Raw genomic sequence first — 18,679 nt, forward strand, 5'->3', positions numbered from 1 at the left:
TTTTTTTAGCTGGATGATTTATTTTCATTCCGGCCGCTTATTCATCACTGAGGGGAATAGAATAGGCGGAAGGTATTGCTATGCGCCGCTCTCAGGCCAGTCCTATTGTCGGCAGGGGCCGGGCGGCGTAGCGTGGCAATGAGAAACAGGCCACCGCAGGAGAAGAAAGATGGAAAATGTGGCGATAAACAAGGTCGCAATTGTCGGCTTAGGCTGGCTGGGGATGCCGCTGGCGCTGGCACTGACCGCCCAGGGGATGCAGGTCGTCGGCAGCAAAACCACACCGGACGGGGTGGATGCGGCGCGCATGGCCGGGATCGACTGTTACCCGCTGGAGATTACACCGGAAATGGCGGGGGATGCAGAGGATCTGGCGCAGCTGCTGGAGGTGGACGCGCTGGTGATCACCCTGCCGGCACGCCGCACGCCGGAGGGCAGCCGCCTCTACCTGCAAGCCGTACAGTTGCTGGTGGACAGCGCGCTGGCGCATCAGGTGAAACGGATTATCGTGACCAGTTCCACCGCAGTGTATGGTGACCAGCCGCGGGAAGTGGATGAAGAGAGCCCGCTCGACCCGGTGACTCACAGCGGCCGCGCGCTGGCGGAGCTGGAAGTCTGGCTGCACCGGTTGCCCAATATTGCGGTGGATATTCTGCGCCTCGGCGGGCTGGTGGGGCAGGACCGCCACCCAGGGCGTTTCCTGGCCGGGAAGAGCGGCATTAAAAACGGTTCGCATGGCGTAAACCTGGTGCATCAGGATGACGTGATCGCTGCGATCCAGTTGCTGCTCCGCCGGCCGGACGGCAACCGCACCTATAACCTCTGCGCGCCGCAGCACCCGCAGAAGCAGGTGTTTTACCGCAGTGCTGCAAAACGGCTGGGGCTGACACCGCCGCAGTTCGATGCCGACGACGGCAGTGCCGGAAAGATTGTAGACGGCAGCCGCATCTGCCGCGATCTCGGTTTTACCTATCAGTTCCCTGACCCAGACCGGATGCCGGTCAGCTGATCACCCCCACCGACAAACAGGGCAGTCCGCGGGTTGCCCTGACATTTCCCCTGTCGCCTTTCTGCTTATGTCCATCCCCGTCCCCTTGTGAGCCGCGGGTGTGCGCCCGGCCCGCCGTGTCCTCGCGTCGTTCCTGGCCTGCTTACCGGCAACCGCCGCCGTGTTTATCAGCAACAGCCCCTGTACAGCCCCTCAGCACAGGGCGGGTGAGGGCAGACCCCACCCAATAAAGGTGAGGGCAGTCACACAATAAAAGATGACGTAAAAATGTCGGGACTGTTAAGAAAGTGTAAATATGAAGAAATAGAAAGAGGAATCCGCCCTTTTTTATTTTTTTTCTCATTTAACGCTAAAGCTTTTTTAATTAATGCCGATAAAAGGTATGCCACGTATTAAATAATATCCATTCGCATCTATTAAACTCTTTTTGCCTGTCCTGCCCTCCGGCCGGGAGGCATCTTATCGTCCCAGACACATTTTTTTACGTTTCCTGTCTTGTTGCCGCCAACCAAAAGTTGTTCTTAACCTTCCCCGTACATTTGTACAAAAAACAACCTGTTTATCCCCACGCCTTAACCTAAATTATCAGGTTAAATCCTAGGCGATTGATTCGATTCAGCTTCCTGCCAATTTCGTTAAATCAGCACGCGATGCTATGAATTTGCGCTAATACCAGCATGAAACGCTGCTGATTCCGCTTTCTTATTCACAAGTTCGAAATGATCTCAAAAAGGGCAGATATTTGCCTTTAAAGTGGGTGTTTTTAGCCAGATTTTTACATTGGCATGATTTTTAAACTGCATTTTTATGACCTAAACGAAACTTTTACGCTTTTCGGGCTAATATTTATTTTATTTTTGTGACTTACATCACACTTTTTCGAAAATTCTTACCCGCCTCCGTTGTGCAGCTACCGCCATCAAGAGTAGAGTTGCGCCAATTAGGAATAATCCTAAGAAAGTGTGTAAAAGCGTTTCAAAGGCGAAACAGTTTCAGTACGAAAATGTCTCTTAAAAACGTTAGATTTCTTTGACCAAACCATCGGTTTTGACGCTGTCAAGCGTTTTTTTCTGTATACCAGGAACACGAATTTGGCCGGTTACGGCGCAATTACCAGGGTCAGTCTTGGGAATTTACCTGAGGCGTGAAATATACTTTTTAGCTGTTTATGTTAAGAAACATAATCAGCCAGGCGGGGTTACTGAGTATGTCCGAATTACTCAAACATATTTATGACATTAACTTGTCGTATCTGCTTTTAGCACAGCGTTTAATCAATGACGAAAAAGATGCAGCCATGTTCCGGCTGGGAATTGATGAGGCCATGGCAGATGCATTGGCGCAGCTAACCCTGCCGCAGATGGTCAAGCTGGCGGAAACCAACCAACTGCTTTGTCAGTTCCGTTTTGACGACCACAAATCGATTGAGCGCCTGACCCAGGCCTCACGCGTGGACGACCTCCAGCAGATCCATACCGGTATCCTGCTCTCCAGCAATATGCTGAAAAACCAGGCACAGGCGGATTCCGCCGCCGCAGCGCAAAAGAAAAGGGCAATGTGATGAGCGAGAAAAGCATTGTTCAGGAAGCCAAAGATATCCACCTGGCGATGGAGCTGATCACCCTCGGTGCGCGCCTGCAGATGCTGGAGAGTGAAACCCAGCTCAGCCGCGGCCGCCTGATCAAACTCTATAAAGAGTTGCGCGGCAGCCCGCCGCCGAAAGGGATGCTGCCGTTTTCGACCGACTGGTTCATGACCTGGGAACAGAATATCCACTCGTCGATGTTCTATAACATCTACCTGTTCCTGACGCAGAAAGGGCGTTGCAACGGCGTGGAAGCGGTGATCAAAGCCTACCGCCTCTACCTGGAGCAGTGCCCGCAACAGGCGGGTGAAGCCCCGGTGCTGGCGCTGACCCGCGCCTGGACGCTGGTGCGTTTTGTGGACAGCGGCATGTTGCAGATGTCCGGTTGCACCTGTTGCAGCGGCGCGTTTATCACCCATGCGCACCATCCGGCCAACACCTTTGTGTGCAGCCTGTGCCAGCCGCCGTCCCGCGCAGTAAAAAGACGTAAACTTTCGCCGCAAATGGCCGATATAACTCCTCAAACGCTGGACGAACAGGTCAAGCGCGCAGTTTGAGCGGAATAACGGCAACCTACTGAATTGGGGCCGGCAACAGGCCGGCCCGGTTCAGCAAGCACCACCCCCCCGATGTTCCGTGTCCGTGGCGTACGCCCGGCCTCTCCCGCTGTGCGCAACACCCCGCCTTTCCAACCACTTTATTAAGGAATCATCGTGTTAGTTATCATAGGTTACATCCTGGTATTAGGCGCCGTCCTGGGCGGCTACATGATGGTCGGTGGTGAACTCGGCGCGCTCTATCAACCCTCTGAGCTGGTCATCATCGGCGGCGCGGCCGTGGGCGCCTTCTTCGTGGGCAACAACGGCAAGTCGATCAAGGCCACCATGCGCGCGCTGCCGAAGCTGATGCGCGGCTCGAAATACAACAAAGCAGTCTACATGGATGTGATGGGCCTGCTTTACCGCCTGCTGGCCAAATCGCGCCAGCAAGGCATGTTGTCACTGGAGCGCGATATCGACTCCCCACCGGACAGCGAAATTTTCTCTAATTATCCGCGCATTCTGGCCGATAAAGTGCTGATGGAATACATCACCGACTATCTGCGCCTGATGGTGAGCGGCAACATGAACTCCCATGAAATCGAAGCGCTGATGGACGAAGAGATCGAAACCTTCGAACACGAGAGCGAAGTGCCGGCAGGCAGCCTGTCGATGATCGGTGACTCGCTGCCGGCGTTCGGCATCGTGGCGGCGGTGATGGGCGTGGTACACGCACTGGCCTCGGCGGATCGCCCGGCGGCGGAGCTGGGTGAGCTGATTGCCCACGCGATGGTCGGGACTTTCCTCGGCATCCTGCTGGCGTACGGTTTCATCTCGCCGCTGGCCTCAGTGCTGCGCCAGAAATGTGCCGAAAACGTCAAAATGATGCAGTGCATCAAAGTGACGTTGCTGTCGAGCATTAACGGTTATGCGCCGCAGATTGCGGTGGAGTTCGGCCGTAAGACCCTTTACACCAGCGAGCGCCCGTCCTTCGTTGAGCTGGAAGAACACGTGCGCAAAACCAAATCCCCGGCTGGTCAGACAGCGGAAGAGAAGGCATGAAACAGCAAAATCACCCGGTGATCGTGGTTAAAAAGAAGAAAGCCAAGCATGGCGGCGGCCACCACGGGGGATCATGGAAGATCGCATACGCTGACTTTATGACGGCGATGATGGCGTTCTTCCTGGTGATGTGGCTGATCTCCATCGCCAGCCCGAAAGAGCTGACGCAGATCGCCGAATATTTCCGCACGCCGCTGAAGGTCGCCATTACCGGCGGCCAGCGCAGCAGCGACAGCGAAAGCCCGATCCCCGGCGGCGGTGATGACCCGACGCGCCAGGAGGGCGAAGTGCATAAATCGACGCCGAACCACGCCGAGCAGATCGCCGAGAACGCGAAACTCGAGAAACTGCATGAGGACCTCGACCAGTTGCTGGAGTCCGATCCGCGCCTGCGCGCCCTGCGCCCGCACCTGCTGATCACGCTGACGGAAGAGGGGCTGCGTATCCAGATCATCGACAGCCAGAACCGGCCGATGTTCCGCACCGGCAGCGCGCAGGTGGAGCCGTACATGCGTGACATCCTGCGCGCCATTGCGCCGATTCTGGATCACTTCCCGAACAAAATCAGCCTGGCCGGGCACACCGATGACCTGCCGTACGTCACCGGGGAGCGCGGCTACAGCAACTGGGAACTCTCGGCAGACCGCGCCAACGCCAGCCGCCGTGAGCTGGTGTATGGCGGCCTCACCGAGGGCAAAGTGCTGCGGGTGATGGGGCTGGGCTCCACCATGCAGCTTAAGGATCACCAGGCCGATGACGCCATCAACCGCCGTATCAGCATCCTGGTGCTGAATAAAGAGGCGCAGGCGCACATCGAGCGTGAAAACAGCGAAAGCGCGGCGGTGGCCATCAGCCAGCCCGACGTGCTGAAAACCCTGGTTCCGGCCGGTCAGGGCGGCGCGGCGGCACCGTCCGCGCCGGCTGACCCGGCAACGGGCCAACCGTCTGCGGCAGCGGCGCCGGCGACGCCCGCCGATGCCGCACCGGCTCAACAACCGACTCAACAACCGACCCCGGTAGCGGCCCCTGTGCCGGCGGCCACTCAGGCAGCGCGGCCTACCGCCGCGCTGCCGGCCGCACCGGACAGCCAGGCTGCACCGGGCAGCCGCGACTCACAGCAGAGGTGACACCGTGAGCATGGATATCAGTGATTTTTATCAGACGTTTTTCGACGAAGCGGATGAATTGCTGGCGGATATGGAGCAGCACCTGCTGCTGCTTGACCCGCACAGCCCGGACATCGAACAGCTCAACGCGATTTTCCGCGCGGCGCACTCGATAAAGGGCGGGGCAGCAACCTTTGGTTTTTCAATCTTGCAGGAGACAACCCACCTGCTGGAAAACCTGCTGGACGGCGCGCGCCGCAGTGAAATGCAGCTCAGCACCGAGATCATCAACCTGTTTTTGGAAACCAAAGATATTATGCAGGAGCAGCTGGACGCCTATAAATCCTCCCAGGAACCGGACGCAGAGAGCTTTACCTATATCTGCGCCGCCCTGCGCCAGCTGGCGCTGGAAGCACAGGGCGGGGAGGCTGCGGCCGCCCCTGCCGCGGCACCGGCTGCCGCCGCACCCGCCGCAACACCGGCTACCCCGGCCGCAACCCCTGCCGCCGGCGGCGGTTTGCAGATCCGCCTGAGCGGGCTGAAGCCGCAGGAGATCCCGCTGATGCTCGAGGAGCTGGGCAACCTCGGCGAGGTGACCCAGCCGCAACAGACCGACAGCACGCTGGACGTCACCCTGGTGACGTCCGTGGGCGCGGATGACATCAGCGCAGTGCTCTGCTTCGTGCTGGAACCGGAACAGATCAGCATCAGCCAGGCAGACGCCACTGCGGCCCCGGCAACCGCCGTGAGCACCCCGGCCGCCGAGGCCCCGGCAGCGCCGGCCCCCGCCCCGGTAGTGCCGGCGGCAGCCAAAGCCGAGGCGCCGAAAGCGCCGAAAGCGGCCAAAGCCGCAGAATCTACCAGCATCCGCGTGGCCGTGGAGAAGGTGGACCAGCTGATTAACCTGGTCGGTGAGCTGGTGATTACCCAGTCGATGCTGGCGCAGCGCTCCGGCACCCTGGACCCGGTCAACCACGGCGACCTGCTGAACAGCATGGGGCAGTTGCAGCGCAACGCCCGCGATCTGCAGGAATCGGTGATGTCTATCCGTATGATGCCGATGGAATATGTGTTCAGCCGCTTCCCGCGCCTGGTGCGCGATCTCGCCAGCAAACTGAACAAGCAGGTGGAGCTCACCTTGCAGGGCAGCTCCACGGAGCTGGACAAGAGCCTGATTGAACGCATTATCGATCCGCTCACCCACCTGGTGCGCAACAGCCTCGACCACGGCATCGAAAACGCCGCGACCCGCGAGGCCAACGGCAAAAACCCGGTCGGCAACCTGATCCTCTCCGCAGAGCACCAGGGCGGCAATATCTGCATCGAGGTTATCGATGACGGTGCCGGGCTAAACCGTGAGCGTATCCTGGCGAAAGCGGCCTCCTCGGGGCTGCCGGTCAGCGAGAGCATGACGGATGAAGAGGTCGGGATGCTGATTTTCGCCCCAGGCTTCTCCACCGCAGAACAGGTCACCGACGTGTCCGGCCGTGGGGTCGGGATGGACGTGGTGAAACGGAACATCCAGGAGATGGGCGGCCATGTGGAGATCCACTCCCAGCAGGGTAAAGGCACCACCATCCGCATTCTGCTGCCGCTGACGCTGGCGATCCTGGACGGCATGTCCGTGAAGGTCGGGCAGGAAGTCTTCATTCTGCCGCTCAACGCGGTGATGGAGTCCCTGCAACCGCTGGCAGAAGATCTGCACCCGCTGGCCGGGGGCGAGCGCGTGTTGCAGGTGCGCGGCGAATACCTGCCGCTGGTGGAGCTGTTCCGGGTATTTGACGTGGCAGAGGCCCGCACCGAGGCCACGCAGGGCATTGTGGTGATCCTGCAAAGCGCCGGTCGCCGCTACGCCCTGTTGGTTGATCAGCTGATCGGCCAGCATCAGGTGGTGGTGAAAAACCTGGAAAGCAACTACCGCAAGGTGCCGGGCATCTCCGCCGCCACCATTCTGGGCGACGGCAGCGTGGCGCTGATCGTTGATGTCTCCGCGCTTCAGGCGCTGAACCGTGAAAAACGGGTATCGGGTGTGGCCGCCTGAGGCCGCCCCATTATCTAGAGCCGCATAACGAGTAGGGTAACTAACATGGCAGGACTGGCAACTGTGACAAAACTGGCGGGCGAAACGGTAGGACAGGAGTTCCTGATCTTTACGCTGGGTGACGAGGAGTACGGGATTGATATCCTCAAGGTGCAGGAGATCCGCGGTTACGATCAGGTAACGCGCATCGCCAACACCCCCTCCTTTATTAAAGGCGTCACCAACCTGCGCGGCGTAATTGTGCCGATCATCGATCTGCGGGTGAAATTTGCCCAGCAGGGCGTCGAGTACAATGACAACACCGTGGTGATCGTGCTCAATTTTGAGCAGCGTGTGGTAGGCATCGTGGTGGACGGCGTCTCTGACGTGCTGTCACTCACCACGGAGCAGATCCGCCCGGCACCGGAATTTGCGGTGACGCTGGCAACGGAATACCTCACCGGCCTCGGCTCCCTCGGCGAGCGGATGCTGATCCTGGTGGACATCGAAAAGCTGCTCAGCAGCGAAGAGATGGCCCTGATGGAAGTGGTCGCCAAAGCCTGATGAAAAACCCCTTTTCCCACGGGAAAAGGGGTTTTTTTCTCTGACAATATTGTCTTATCCGCCGCATCCTCTATTATCCTGTGCGTTATTCCCCCTGATTCTTATTTCTTCCTGTTTTTTTCTCAAAGCAATCACCATTAAAATTATTAATAATCCCCGCTATTTATTTTTCAATAAGTCATTTTGTATTCACTTTTAATTGTGAAGTGAAATAGCACTATTTACTATCCACGCCTGCATAAGGTGACTGTGCCATTTGGCACAGTCCGGCGTGTTTTGAAAATATAAGGAAATAATAATGCTGTCGATAAAGAAAAGTCTGCTCTGCCTGGCGGTGTCTGCCCTGTTGATGACCACGGGAGCCGCCGCAGATCCGGGCCAGGGCCAGGGAAAAATTACGTTCAAAGGCGTGGTTATCAATGCGCCGTGTTCTGTGGATCCGGAGAGTGTGGATCTCCAGGTCTCTCTGGGTGAAGTCTCTGATAAGGCACTGGCCACCGGCGTCTCTGCTGCCGTGCCGGTCAACATCCAGCTGAATGATTGCGTGCTGGGCGGCGAAACCCCTGTTACCAAAGTAAAAGTGAAATTCGAGAGCACGAACGTTACCGCAGAAAATACCGACCTGCTGGCTAACCTGCACGCGGGCGGCGCACAGCATGTGGGCGTACGGCTGATGCAGGAAAACGAACAGCATATCGGCATCGGCTCCACGGTTGAGGTGCCTTTGGTCGGGACTAACAAAACCCAGATCCTGAAATTCAAAGCCCATATGGAGCCGGTGGGCGGCGCCCCGACACCGGGTGATGTAGAAGCGTCCGCGCATTACGTCCTCGAATATCTCTGATTGCCGCTTTACGGCGTTACGCCGTTTATTGCCACCGCCGGGGTAACCCCCGGCGTTTATTTCCTGCCGACCAGCCAGATTATTATGCCGTTAATCAGTTTGTCTGTCAGAACAGGGATAATAAGCACGTTCCTGCCGCTGCTTATTCTCTCTTTTCCGCTGAGCGCCACTGAATTTAATCTCCATGCCCTGGACGCTGACGCGCGCCATAATATCGACCTGGCGGCATTTGCCGACCCCGGCAGCATGATGGCGGGGGAATATCTGGTCAACGTCACGGTCAACGGCCAGCCCCTGCCTGACCCGGTGCTGCTGGCCTGGCGTGCCGCCCCGCAGGCCATCGGGCCGCAACCCTGTATTCCTGACACCCTGGCTGACGCCCTGGGCCTGCAACCGGCGATCCGCCGTACGTTGCCGCTGGTGCAGGGCTGCGTCTCTTTTGCCGCCCAGCCCGGTATCACTTTCACCCTCGATCGCGCCAGCCAGACGCTGGCCATTACCGTGCCGCAGGCGTGGCTGGCCTATACCGACCGCCAGGGCGTGCCGCGCGCCCTGTGGCACCACGGCATCGGCGGCGCTTTTCTTGACTACAACCTGTTTGCCGCCCATTACGCGCCGCAGCAGGGCGGGGCGCGCAACACTCTTGATGCCTACGGCACCGCCGGGGTCAACCTCGGGGCCTGGCGGTTACGCAGCGATCTGCACTACTTTACCGGTGATGATGCCGGAGACGAGGACCACCGCCTCAGCCCGTCGCGCCTCTATGCCTTCCGCCCGCTGCCGTCAGTCAACGGCAAACTCACCCTGGGCGAAACCGATCTTCACTCCGATATTTTCGACGGCTTCGCGTTCACCGGCGCTGCGCTGGAGAGCGACGAACGGATGCTGCCCTACCATTTGCGCGGCTACGCGCCGCAGGTCAGCGGCATGGCCAGAACCCATGCCCGCGTCACGCTCAGCCAGAACGGCCGCACCCTCTACCAGACGGACGTGCCGCCCGGCCCCTTCCTGATCCAGGATCTCAGCGAAGCCTATCAGGGTGCGCTGGAGGTGGCCGTCACCGAAGAGGACGGCAGCCGCACCACCTTTACGGTGGAGGCCGCGGGCGTGCCGTTCCTGACCCGCAAAGGGCAGTGGCGGTACAAACTCGCCGGTGGCCGGTTAACCGGGCAGCCGGGCGGCGCGGCGCGGGAGCCGGACTTTTACAGCGGCGAATTCTCCTGGGGGGCGTTTAACCAGACGTCGTTGTATGGCGGCCTGCTGACCAGCGGCAGCGACTACCGGGCGCTGTCGCTGGGGGCGGGGCAGAACCTGATGCACCTGGGGGCGGTCTCGTTTGACGTCACCCAGGCCCAGGCGACGTTGCCGCATCAGGCTGCCGTGCGCGGCACACGTTACCGGCTCAGCTACAACAAACGGTTTGCCGCCGGCAACAGCGGGATTGCGCTCTCCGGCGACCGTTATGCTGACCCGCATTTCCTCTCGCTGGCGGATCTGGCCCGTGGCGGGCCGGCGCAGGGCCGCGCCGAAAAACAGTCCGTTAACCTCATCGCCAACCACTACATGACGCCGCTGAAGGTGTCGCTGGCGCTCAGCCTGCGCAACCAGCGCGACTGGCAGGGCGCGGATGAAAATACCTACACCCTGACGCTGGGCCGGATGTTTGACCTCGGGCCGTTGCGCAGCCTTTCTGCCTCGCTCTCCGCCGGCCGCACCCGCAGTGAGGCCGGCGGCAGTGACAAGCAGTTCTATGTCTCTTTCAGCCTGCCGCTCCATGACGGCGACCGCTTAAGCTACAGCGTGCAGCAGGGTGAGGGGGTGGATCAGCTGCTGAATTATGCCGCTTTCCCCGACCGCGACAGCAACTGGGGGGTGAGTGTGGGCCACCAGCACGGCGGCAGTGAGCCGGGGATGCTGGCGCGCGGCAACGTCCAGCAGCGCAGCCCGCTGGGTGAACTGGCGCTGGCGGCCAGTTACAAGCAGCAGGCGTACTACTCGGTGAACGCCGGCTGGGCCGGGTCGATCACCGCCACCCGCTACGGCGCGGCGCTGCACCGCTACAACCAGGGCAATGAACCCCGGCTGATGGTGGACGGCAACGGCGTCGCGGCGATCCCGCTCAATAACGGCAGCGCCGTCACCAACCCGTTCGGCGTGGCGGTGATCCCCACACTCAACAGTTACCAGCCCGCCGAGGTGCGGGTTGATGTCAACCATCTGCCTGAAGACGTCACGGTACATAACAACGTCCTGCGCCAGACCTTCACCGAAGGGGCCATTGGTTACCGGCCGCTGAATGCGGTGCAGGGCGGGAAGGGCATGGTGGTTATCCGCCTGGCAGACGGCACCTTTCCGCCGCTGGGGGCGGAAATCGTGGATGAGGCGCGGGCGCTCAGCGTCGGCATGGTCAGCGAGGCGGGGATGGCCTATTTGCAGGGCGTTGCACCGGGCCATGTGCTCCACGTGCAGTGGGGCAGGGGGAAGGCGTGCCGCCTGACGCTGCCGGACACCTTCCCCGCCACCGGTGGCACGCTGCTGCTGCCGTGCGGTGACTGATTATTTTCAGGCGGATAACGCCTGTTACCTGAAGGAGTTATAGGATGAAACTGCGATCGTTCCTGTTATTGCCCGGCGTGCTCTGCGCCGCGTTAACCAGCCAGGCTGCCGTCAACCTCGACCGCACCCGGCTTATCGCCTATGAGGCGGATGCCTGCGTCAGCCTGATGCTGACCAACGAGAGCAGCGCGCTGCCCTACCTGGCGCACGCCTGGGTCGAGGATGCCGCGGGCAACAAGGCGGCGTCGGTGTTTATGGCGCTGCCGCCGCTCCAGCGGCTGGAGCCGCAGGCCAACAGCCAGGTCAAACTGGTGCGCCAGCCGGGCGCGGCGTCCCTGCCTGCCGATCGCGAAAGCCTGTTCTACTTCAATGTGCGGGAAGTGCCGCCCAAAGCCAGCCAGCGCAACGTCATGCAGATGGCGACCCAAAGCCGCATCAAACTCTTCTACCGCCCGGCGGCCATCGCCAACCTGCCTGCCATTCCCTGGCAGGAGCGCATTGTGGTGACGCGCAGCGCGGCCGCACTGACATTGCGCAACCCCACGCCCTACTACATCACGGTCGGGTTTGTCGGCAACCGCCGCCAGCCGGGCATAAAAGCGTTTGGGGGCATGATGGTGCCGCCGTTCGGCAACGCCAGCGCCGCCATTGACGGCACGCTGCACCCGGCATTCCTGCTGGGCTACATCAATGACCACGGCGCGCTGAACATGCTGGCGGTGGACTGTGCGGCGGGCGCGCCCTGCCGGGTGACGCCGGATAAGGGGGAGGGGCGATGAGGCGCGCGGCCCTGCTGTTGCTCGGCCTGTTGCTGTTTACCGGCCGGGCGCTGGCGCTGGATTGCTTCCTGAACGGGCCGGGCGGGGCGGTGGATGTCACCGCGCAGGTCGAGCCGTTTGCGGTGCCTGCCAACGCCACACCCGGCGACATCATCTGGGAGAGCGGCGACTACACCCTCACCGTCTACTGCGACAACAACACGGCCGACCAGCATGAACGCGAGAACGTTTTCGCCTGGATCAACCCTTATCCGTCGCAAACCGATCCCTACTACCAACTGGGCGTGAATTTTAACGGCCAACAGTTTGATGCGGCAGGCGGCCTGTATGGGCTGGACACCCACCAGTGTGTGGATAACAACGTGCTGGCACAGAACCCGGACTTAATGCGGAAACACCCTGAAAAACTCTGCTCAGGGAATGCGGCCCAGGTGCACACCTCGCGCGCCTTCAACGTACGTTTCCGCCTCTATGTGAAACTGAACAGCCTGCCGCCACCGGGCTACCAGAGCGCGCTGGGCAGTTATACGCTGGTGCAGTTCGACGGCAAAGGCGGCATCAACCAGTTGCCGGACGCCCGCAACCTGAAATACCGCCTCAACGGCCTTAATAACATCACCGTGCTGGACTGCGGCGCATCGCTGACGGTGCACCCGGAGAACCAGATCGTGGACTTCGGCACCGTCAGCGCCGCTGACCTGACAAACGCGCCGCGTGAGCGTACCTTTTCCGTGACTGCCACCAAAACACAGGATCACACCTGCAGCATGGGGTTCCGGCTGGCCGCGGAGTTCTACACTGACCAGCCGCTGCTGGCGGGCAATACGGCCCTCGATCTGCAAAACGGCCTGATGCTGAACATCCTGGAGGCAAAAACGCCGCTGGTTTTCAACCACTATTTTCTGTTCGCGGATTTCAGCACCCACTCGCTGAGCGTGGAGAGAACCTTTACCGCCCGGTTGTTGCCAATCCCCGGCCGCACGGTCACCCCCGGCCCGTGGGAAGCCACCACGGTATTCAAGATTAACTACTACTGATTTTCCCCCCGGCAGGCGCCCGGCCTGCCGCCCGCGCTTTTCAGCAAATGCCGCATAAAGTTCCCTTTCATGGTGCCGATAACATGTTCAGTTGAATCACCTACTAAGGGACATCATGTTAAAGCGAATGAAAGTGGTCACCAGCCTGGTCATCATGCTGGCGTTGTTCGGCGCACTGCAACTTGCGTCAGGCGGCCTGTTTTTCAGCGCCCTGAAAAACGATAAAGATAATTTTGCCACCTCGCAGCGCATCCGCCAGCAACAGGCTGAGATGAACGCGAGCTGGATCTACCTGCTGCAAACCCGTAACACCCTGAACCGGGCGGGCATTCGCTACATGCTGGACGCCAACCAGATGGGCAGCGGCGCGACCGTGAAAGAGCTGGTGGCCGTGGCGCAAAAAGATCTGGAGATCGCCGCGCAGCACTACGCCAACTATCAGAAAATCCCGCTGGATGCCGGCCAGAACCCGCGCTATGCCGATGAAGTTAAAAAGAATTATGACATCCTGCACGGCGCGCTGTCCGAACTGATTGAGCTTATCAGCATCGGCCGCATCAATGACTTCTTCGAACAACCGACCCAGAGCTACCAGGACGGCTTTGAAAAGGCATTCGTCAATTACATCGACCAGAACGACAAGCTTTATGACCACGCGGTGAAGGACAGCGAGTCTTCCTTCGGCAACGCCATGTGGGTACTCGGCACGGTGCTGATCCTGGTGCTGTTACTGATCGCCGCGGCCTGGTTCGGCATTCAGAGCGCGCTGATCGCGCCGCTTAACCGCCTGATCGCACACATCAAACACATCGCCGCCGGTGACCTGACCCACCCGGTGGAAGGGGCAGGCCGCAACGAGATGGGCCAACTGGCCGCCAGCCTGCAACACATGCAGAGCGAACTGATCACCACCGTCAGCGGCGTGCGCCTCGGGGCCGATGCCATTTACAGCGGCGCGAGCGAAATCTCCGCCGGTAACAATGACCTCTCCTCACGTACCGAGCAGCAGGCCTCTTCGCTGGAAGAGACCGCCGCCAGCATGGAGCAGCTCACCGCCACGGTGAAACAGAACGCCGAAAACGCCCGTCAGGCCAGCCAGCTGGCGCTGAGTGCCTCCGAAACCGCACAGAAAGGCGGCAAGGTGGTGGCGAACGTGGTGCAGACCATGCAAGAAATTGCCGGCAGTTCGCAGAAGATCGCTGACATCACCGGTGTGATTGACGGCATCGCCTTCCAGACCAACATCCTGGCGCTGAACGCCGCCGTGGAAGCCGCCCGTGCCGGTGAGCAGGGGCGTGGTTTCGCCGTGGTCGCCGGTGAGGTGCGCAACCTGGCGCAACGCAGCGCCCAGGCCGCGAAAGAGATCAAAGGGCTGATTGATGACTCCGTGGCCCGCGTTGATACCGGCTCCACGCTGGTGGAGAGCGCCGGTGAAACCATGAGTGACATCGTCAGCGCTGTTACCCGCGTGACTGACATCATGGGCGAAATTGCCTCCGCCTCGGATGAACAGAGCCGCGGCATCGAGCAGGTCGGGCTGGCCGTGACCGAAATGGACCGCGTGACCCAGCAGAACGCCGCGCTGGTGGAAGAGTCTGCCTCTGCCGCCGCCGCGCTGGAAGAGCAGGCGAGCCGCCTGACGCAATCCGTGGCGGTATTCCGCCTGACCACCAGCCAGCAGCGTAACGCCGTGGCTGAACTGGCACCGAAAAGCGTGGCCACCGCACCGGTATTGAAAAAACCGGCCGCCGCTGCCGCCGCCACCACAGAGAATTGGGAAACCTTCTGACCGGCAACCCTGCCTGACAGAGGCCACAGGACGGTGACTACCCTGCCGGCACGGTGCCGGCAGGCGCAAACAACCCGCAGCAGCACAGGAATACTGAGATTGAGCAACAACACAGCGCTTTGTTTGCACCCTGAGGGGGTGTTATGAACCGGCAACCACTGACCCCGGAACCTGATCTGGCCTCCCTGTCACAGATGGCCCAGCGCCTGCCGCTGTCTGATGTGCATTTCCGTCGCATCAGCCAGCTGATTTACCAGCGTGCCGGCATCGTACTGGCCGATCACAAACGTGAAATGGTCTACAACCGGCTGGTGCGCCGCCTGCGCACCCTGGGGCTGAACGATTTCGGCCAGTACCTGGCGAAACTGGAGCAGAACCAGAACAGCGCAGAGTGGCAGGCGTTTATCAACGCGTTGACCACCAACCTGACGGCGTTTTTCCGCGAGGCGCACCACTTCCCGATCCTGGCGGAGCACGCCCGGTCGCGCGGCGGCAACTACAGCGTCTGGAGCACCGCGGCCTCCACCGGGGAAGAGCCATACTCCATCGCCATGACGCTGATGGAAGCGCTCGGCAACCGCGGCAACGGCGCACAGGTGATCGCCTCTGACATCGACACCCAGGTGCTGGAGAAGGCGACCGCCGGTGTCTATCGCCAGGAGGAGCTGCGTACCCTCAGCCCGCAACAGTTGCAGCGTTTCTTCCTGCGCGGCACCGGCCCGCATGAAGGGCTGGTGCGGGTGCGGCCGGAGCTGGCGGCGATGATCACCTTCCAGCCGCTGAACCTGCTGGCACCGGAATGGGCGCTGCCGGGGCAGTTTGACGCCATTTTCTGCCGTAACGTGATGATCTATTTCGATAAAGAGACCCAGGAGCGCATCCTGCGGCGTTTCGTTCCCTTGCTGAAGCCGGGCGGGCTGATGTTCGCCGGCCATTCTGAAAACTTCAGCCAGATCAGCCGGGAATTCTGCTTGCGCGGCCAAACCGTGTACAGCCTGGCCAAGGAGAAGTCATGAGTAAAATCAGGGTACTGAGTGTTGATGACTCAGCACTGATGCGCCAGTTGATGACCGAGATCATCAACAGCCACCCGGACATGGACATGGTCGCGACCGCGCCCGATCCGCTGGTGGCCCGTGATCTCATCAAAAAATATAACCCGGACGTGCTGACGCTGGACGTTGAAATGCCGCGCATGGACGGGCTGGATTTCCTCGAAAAGCTGATGCGCCTGCGGCCGATGCCGGTGGTGATGGTCTCTTCCCTGACCGGCAAAGGCTCAGAGATCACCCTGCGGGCGCTGGAGCTGGGGGCGATTGACTTCGTCACCAAGCCGCAGCTCGGCATCCGTGAAGGGATGCTGGCCTACAGCGAGATGATCGCCGACAAAATCCGCACCGCGTCCAAAGCGCGGCTGACCCAGCGCCAGCAGGGGGCCGGCAGCCCGGCGATGCTCAGCCATGCGCCGTTGCTCAGCAGTGAGAAGCTGATCGCCATCGGCTCCTCCACCGGCGGCACGGAGGCGATCCGCCATGTGCTGCAACCGCTGCCGCCGTCCAGCCCGGCGCTGCTGATCACCCAGCATATGCCGCCGGGCTTTACCCGCTCGTTTGCTGACCGGCTCAACAAGCTGTGCCAGATAACGGTGAAAGAGGCGGAAGACGGCGAGCGCGTGCTGCCGGGCCACGCCTATATTGCGCCGGGTGACCGGCATATGGAGCTGGCGCGCAGCGGTGCCAACTACCAGATCAAAATCACCGATGGCCCGGCGGTCAACCGCCACCGGCCATCCGTGGATGTGCTGTTCCGTTCGGTGGCGCAGTACGCCGGGCGCAATGCGGTAGGGGTGATCCTGACCGGGATGGGCAACGACGGTGCCGCAGGCATGTTGGAGATGCACCGGGCAGGCGCCTACACCCTCGCACAGAACGAGGCCAGTTGCGTGGTATTCGGCATGCCGCGTGAAGCCATCGCCTCCGGCGGTGTCAGTGAGGTGGTGGACCTGAGCCAGATAAGCCAGCGGATGCTGGCGCAAATCTCAGCCGGGCAGGCGCTGCGCATCTGATGCGCCGGGCCTTTTAACATGAGCAACTTCGCTCAGAAACGAACAATAAACCTTAGTTAGGAGTACGTATGGCAGATAAGAATCTTCGCTTCCTGGTGGTGGACGACTTCTCCACGATGCGCCGCATCGTCAGAAACTTGCTGAAAGAGCTGGGCTTTAACAACGTGGAAGAGGCCGAAGACGGCGCAGACGCCCTGAACAAACTGCGCAGCGCGCCGTTTGATTTCGTGGTGTCTGACTGGAACATGCCGAACATGGACGGCCTGCAACTGTTGCAGACCATCCGCGCTGACGCAGCGCTCGCGGCGATGCCGGTGCTGATGGTCACGGCGGAAGCCAAGAAAGAGAACATCATCGCTGCCGCTCAGGCCGGTGCAAGCGGTTATGTCGTCAAGCCGTTTACTGCGGCAACCCTCGAAGAAAAGCTGAATAAGATCTTCGAAAAACTCGGGATGTAAGGAGAAGGGTATGGCACAACAACACACGCCCGCGTTTGAAGCCGCCTCCGCCGGCGATATTATTTCGCGCATCGGGCAACTGACGCGTATGCTGCGTGACAGCATGCGGGAACTGGGCCTGGATCAAGCGATTGCGCAGGCGGCGGAAGCCATCCCAGACGCCCGCGACCGGCTGGACTATGTGGTCACCATGACCGCGCAGGCCGCTGAGCGCGCGCTGAGCAGCGTTGAAGCCGCGCAGCCGCGCCAGAATGAACTGGAAACCGGGGCGAAAGCGCTCTCCGGCCGTTGGGACGCCTGGTTTGAAAACCCGATTGAGCTGGCGGATGCGCGCGAGCTGGTGACCGACACCCGTCAGTACCTGAGCGCGGTGCCGGAACATACCGGGTTCACCAACGCCCAGCTGATGGAGATCATGATGGCGCAGGATTTCCAGGACCTGACCGGTCAGGTGATCAAGCGCATGATGCATGTGGTACAAGAGATTGAAACGCAGTTGCTGATGGTACTGATGGAGAACATTCCCGATCAGGCCGCCAAGCCGAAGCGTGAAAATGACAGCCTGCTCAACGGGCCGCAGCTCGATGCAAATGGTGTGGGTGTTGTTGCCAGCCAGGCACAGGTTGACGATCTGCTCGACAGTCTGGGCTTCTGATTCAGTGACTGAAATCCCTCCACGGAGACGTGGGGGGATTTTTTTTTGCCTGGCGGCAGGCCTGGCAGGGGGGCGGCTGCTGTTGCCGCTACCAGGTGTGATGTGGCTTGTTTCGGTTGGTTATGTGCGGTGGCATGTTTCGGTTGATTATGTGTGGTAGCTTGTTTCGGTTGCTCAGGTGTCTTTGTCTACCTGGCTTTCCGAACCTCAACCGAGCAGGGCCTGCCGGCGCGCCGGCCCTGCACCCGCGCGCTGTCGGTGATCCGGCTGAATCATTGCACGCTCCCGCGTGTCCCCTCATTTCGCCTCCGGGCTTCCGGGCCGCCGCTAATGACAGTCCCTGTCATGGGCGGCTCTCGCGGGCATCCATGCCCGCTCGCCCGGCCCTGCGCCTCCACTCGGCAATGATTTTTACGCCCCCACCCCCTCTGCAAATCAATAGGTATGTGAGGAAATAGTAGGGGAGGATTTTTTTTGCGTTCGGTGTGTTTTTTCTCATTTTGAATTTTCATGCGGCAATGCAATTTCACGCATTCCAAACCTTAAAAAGAACTTATCTACTCTTTCCTTACATAGCCGAGGATTTGCAGTCTGGTGGGGGCATTAAATTA

Annotated in this window: 16 protein-coding genes; all 16 read left to right on the forward strand. The window is 60.3% G+C overall.

Annotation, left to right across the window (positions count from 1 at the left end; all coding sequences use genetic code 11):
• Positions 1-184 precede the first annotated feature (184 nt).
• The 16 genes from CYR52_RS11285 (at position 185) to cheZ (ending at position 18,068) form a co-directional block, all read left to right on the forward strand.
• Positions 185-1,009, forward strand: coding sequence for an SDR family oxidoreductase (locus tag CYR52_RS11285; protein WP_072928596.1), 825 nt, complete (start codon positions 185-187; stop codon positions 1,007-1,009).
• 1,201 nt (positions 1,010-2,210) lie between these two features.
• The gene (gene flhD, locus CYR52_RS11290) at positions 2,211-2,570 is read left to right on the forward strand and encodes a flagellar transcriptional regulator FlhD (RefSeq protein WP_175558148.1); all 360 of its coding nucleotides are present in this window, start codon (positions 2,211-2,213) and stop codon (positions 2,568-2,570) included.
• Positions 2,570-3,151, forward strand: a complete 582-nt coding sequence (gene flhC, locus CYR52_RS11295; RefSeq protein ID WP_072928457.1) for a flagellar transcriptional regulator FlhC — start codon at positions 2,570-2,572, stop codon at positions 3,149-3,151. Before flhD ends, flhC begins: the two co-directional genes overlap by 1 nt.
• A gap of 156 nt (positions 3,152-3,307) precedes the next feature.
• A complete protein-coding gene (motA, locus tag CYR52_RS11300; RefSeq protein WP_072928458.1) occupies positions 3,308-4,195 on the forward strand; it encodes a flagellar motor stator protein MotA in 888 nt (295 codons plus the stop codon).
• Complete coding sequence (gene motB / locus CYR52_RS11305; protein ID WP_101828589.1) at positions 4,192-5,322, forward strand: flagellar motor protein MotB; 1,131 nt, start codon at positions 4,192-4,194, stop codon at positions 5,320-5,322. The genes motA and motB overlap by 4 nt, the downstream gene beginning before the upstream one ends.
• 4 nt (positions 5,323-5,326) lie before the next feature.
• The gene (cheA, locus tag CYR52_RS11310) at positions 5,327-7,342 is read left to right on the forward strand and encodes a chemotaxis protein CheA (RefSeq protein ID WP_101828590.1); all 2,016 of its coding nucleotides are present in this window, start codon (positions 5,327-5,329) and stop codon (positions 7,340-7,342) included.
• Between the two features lie 45 nt (positions 7,343-7,387).
• Positions 7,388-7,885: a chemotaxis protein CheW gene (gene cheW / locus CYR52_RS11315; protein WP_072928461.1), complete on the forward strand. Its 498-nt coding sequence runs from the start codon at positions 7,388-7,390 to the stop codon at positions 7,883-7,885.
• Between the two features lie 298 nt (positions 7,886-8,183).
• Positions 8,184-8,729 carry a fimbrial protein gene (locus tag CYR52_RS11320; protein ID WP_072928462.1) on the forward strand — a complete coding sequence of 182 codons (546 nt, stop codon included), beginning with the start codon at positions 8,184-8,186 and terminating at the stop codon, positions 8,727-8,729.
• On the forward strand, positions 8,730-11,285 hold the full coding sequence (locus CYR52_RS11325) for a fimbria/pilus outer membrane usher protein (RefSeq protein ID WP_101828591.1): 2,556 nt from the start codon (positions 8,730-8,732) through the stop codon (positions 11,283-11,285).
• A 44-nt stretch (positions 11,286-11,329) separates the two neighbouring features.
• Positions 11,330-12,064 carry a fimbria/pilus periplasmic chaperone gene (locus CYR52_RS11330; RefSeq protein WP_101828592.1) on the forward strand — a complete coding sequence of 245 codons (735 nt, stop codon included), beginning with the start codon at positions 11,330-11,332 and terminating at the stop codon, positions 12,062-12,064.
• A complete protein-coding gene (locus CYR52_RS11335) occupies positions 12,061-13,101 on the forward strand; it encodes a fimbrial protein (RefSeq protein WP_101828593.1) in 1,041 nt (346 codons plus the stop codon). The genes CYR52_RS11330 and CYR52_RS11335 overlap by 4 nt, the downstream gene beginning before the upstream one ends.
• 115 nt (positions 13,102-13,216) lie before the next feature.
• On the forward strand, positions 13,217-14,890 hold the full coding sequence (locus tag CYR52_RS11340; RefSeq protein WP_072928465.1) for a methyl-accepting chemotaxis protein: 1,674 nt from the start codon (positions 13,217-13,219) through the stop codon (positions 14,888-14,890).
• A gap of 143 nt (positions 14,891-15,033) precedes the next feature.
• Positions 15,034-15,906: a protein-glutamate O-methyltransferase CheR gene (cheR, locus tag CYR52_RS11345; RefSeq protein WP_072928466.1), complete on the forward strand. Its 873-nt coding sequence runs from the start codon at positions 15,034-15,036 to the stop codon at positions 15,904-15,906.
• Positions 15,903-16,955, forward strand: coding sequence for a protein-glutamate methylesterase/protein-glutamine glutaminase (locus tag CYR52_RS11350; protein WP_072928467.1), 1,053 nt, complete (start codon positions 15,903-15,905; stop codon positions 16,953-16,955). The genes cheR and CYR52_RS11350 overlap by 4 nt, the downstream gene beginning before the upstream one ends.
• Before the next feature lie 68 nt (positions 16,956-17,023).
• A complete protein-coding gene (cheY, locus tag CYR52_RS11355) occupies positions 17,024-17,413 on the forward strand; it encodes a chemotaxis response regulator CheY (protein ID WP_072928468.1) in 390 nt (129 codons plus the stop codon).
• A 10-nt stretch (positions 17,414-17,423) separates the two neighbouring features.
• Entirely contained in the window at positions 17,424-18,068 is a 645-nt protein-coding gene (gene cheZ, locus CYR52_RS11360; protein WP_072928469.1) for a protein phosphatase CheZ, read from the forward strand.
• Positions 18,069-18,679: the final 611 nt, after the last annotated feature.

This window comes from Chimaeribacter arupi (genome assembly GCF_002858805.1).
GTDB lineage: Bacteria > Pseudomonadota > Gammaproteobacteria > Enterobacterales > Enterobacteriaceae > Chimaeribacter > Chimaeribacter arupi.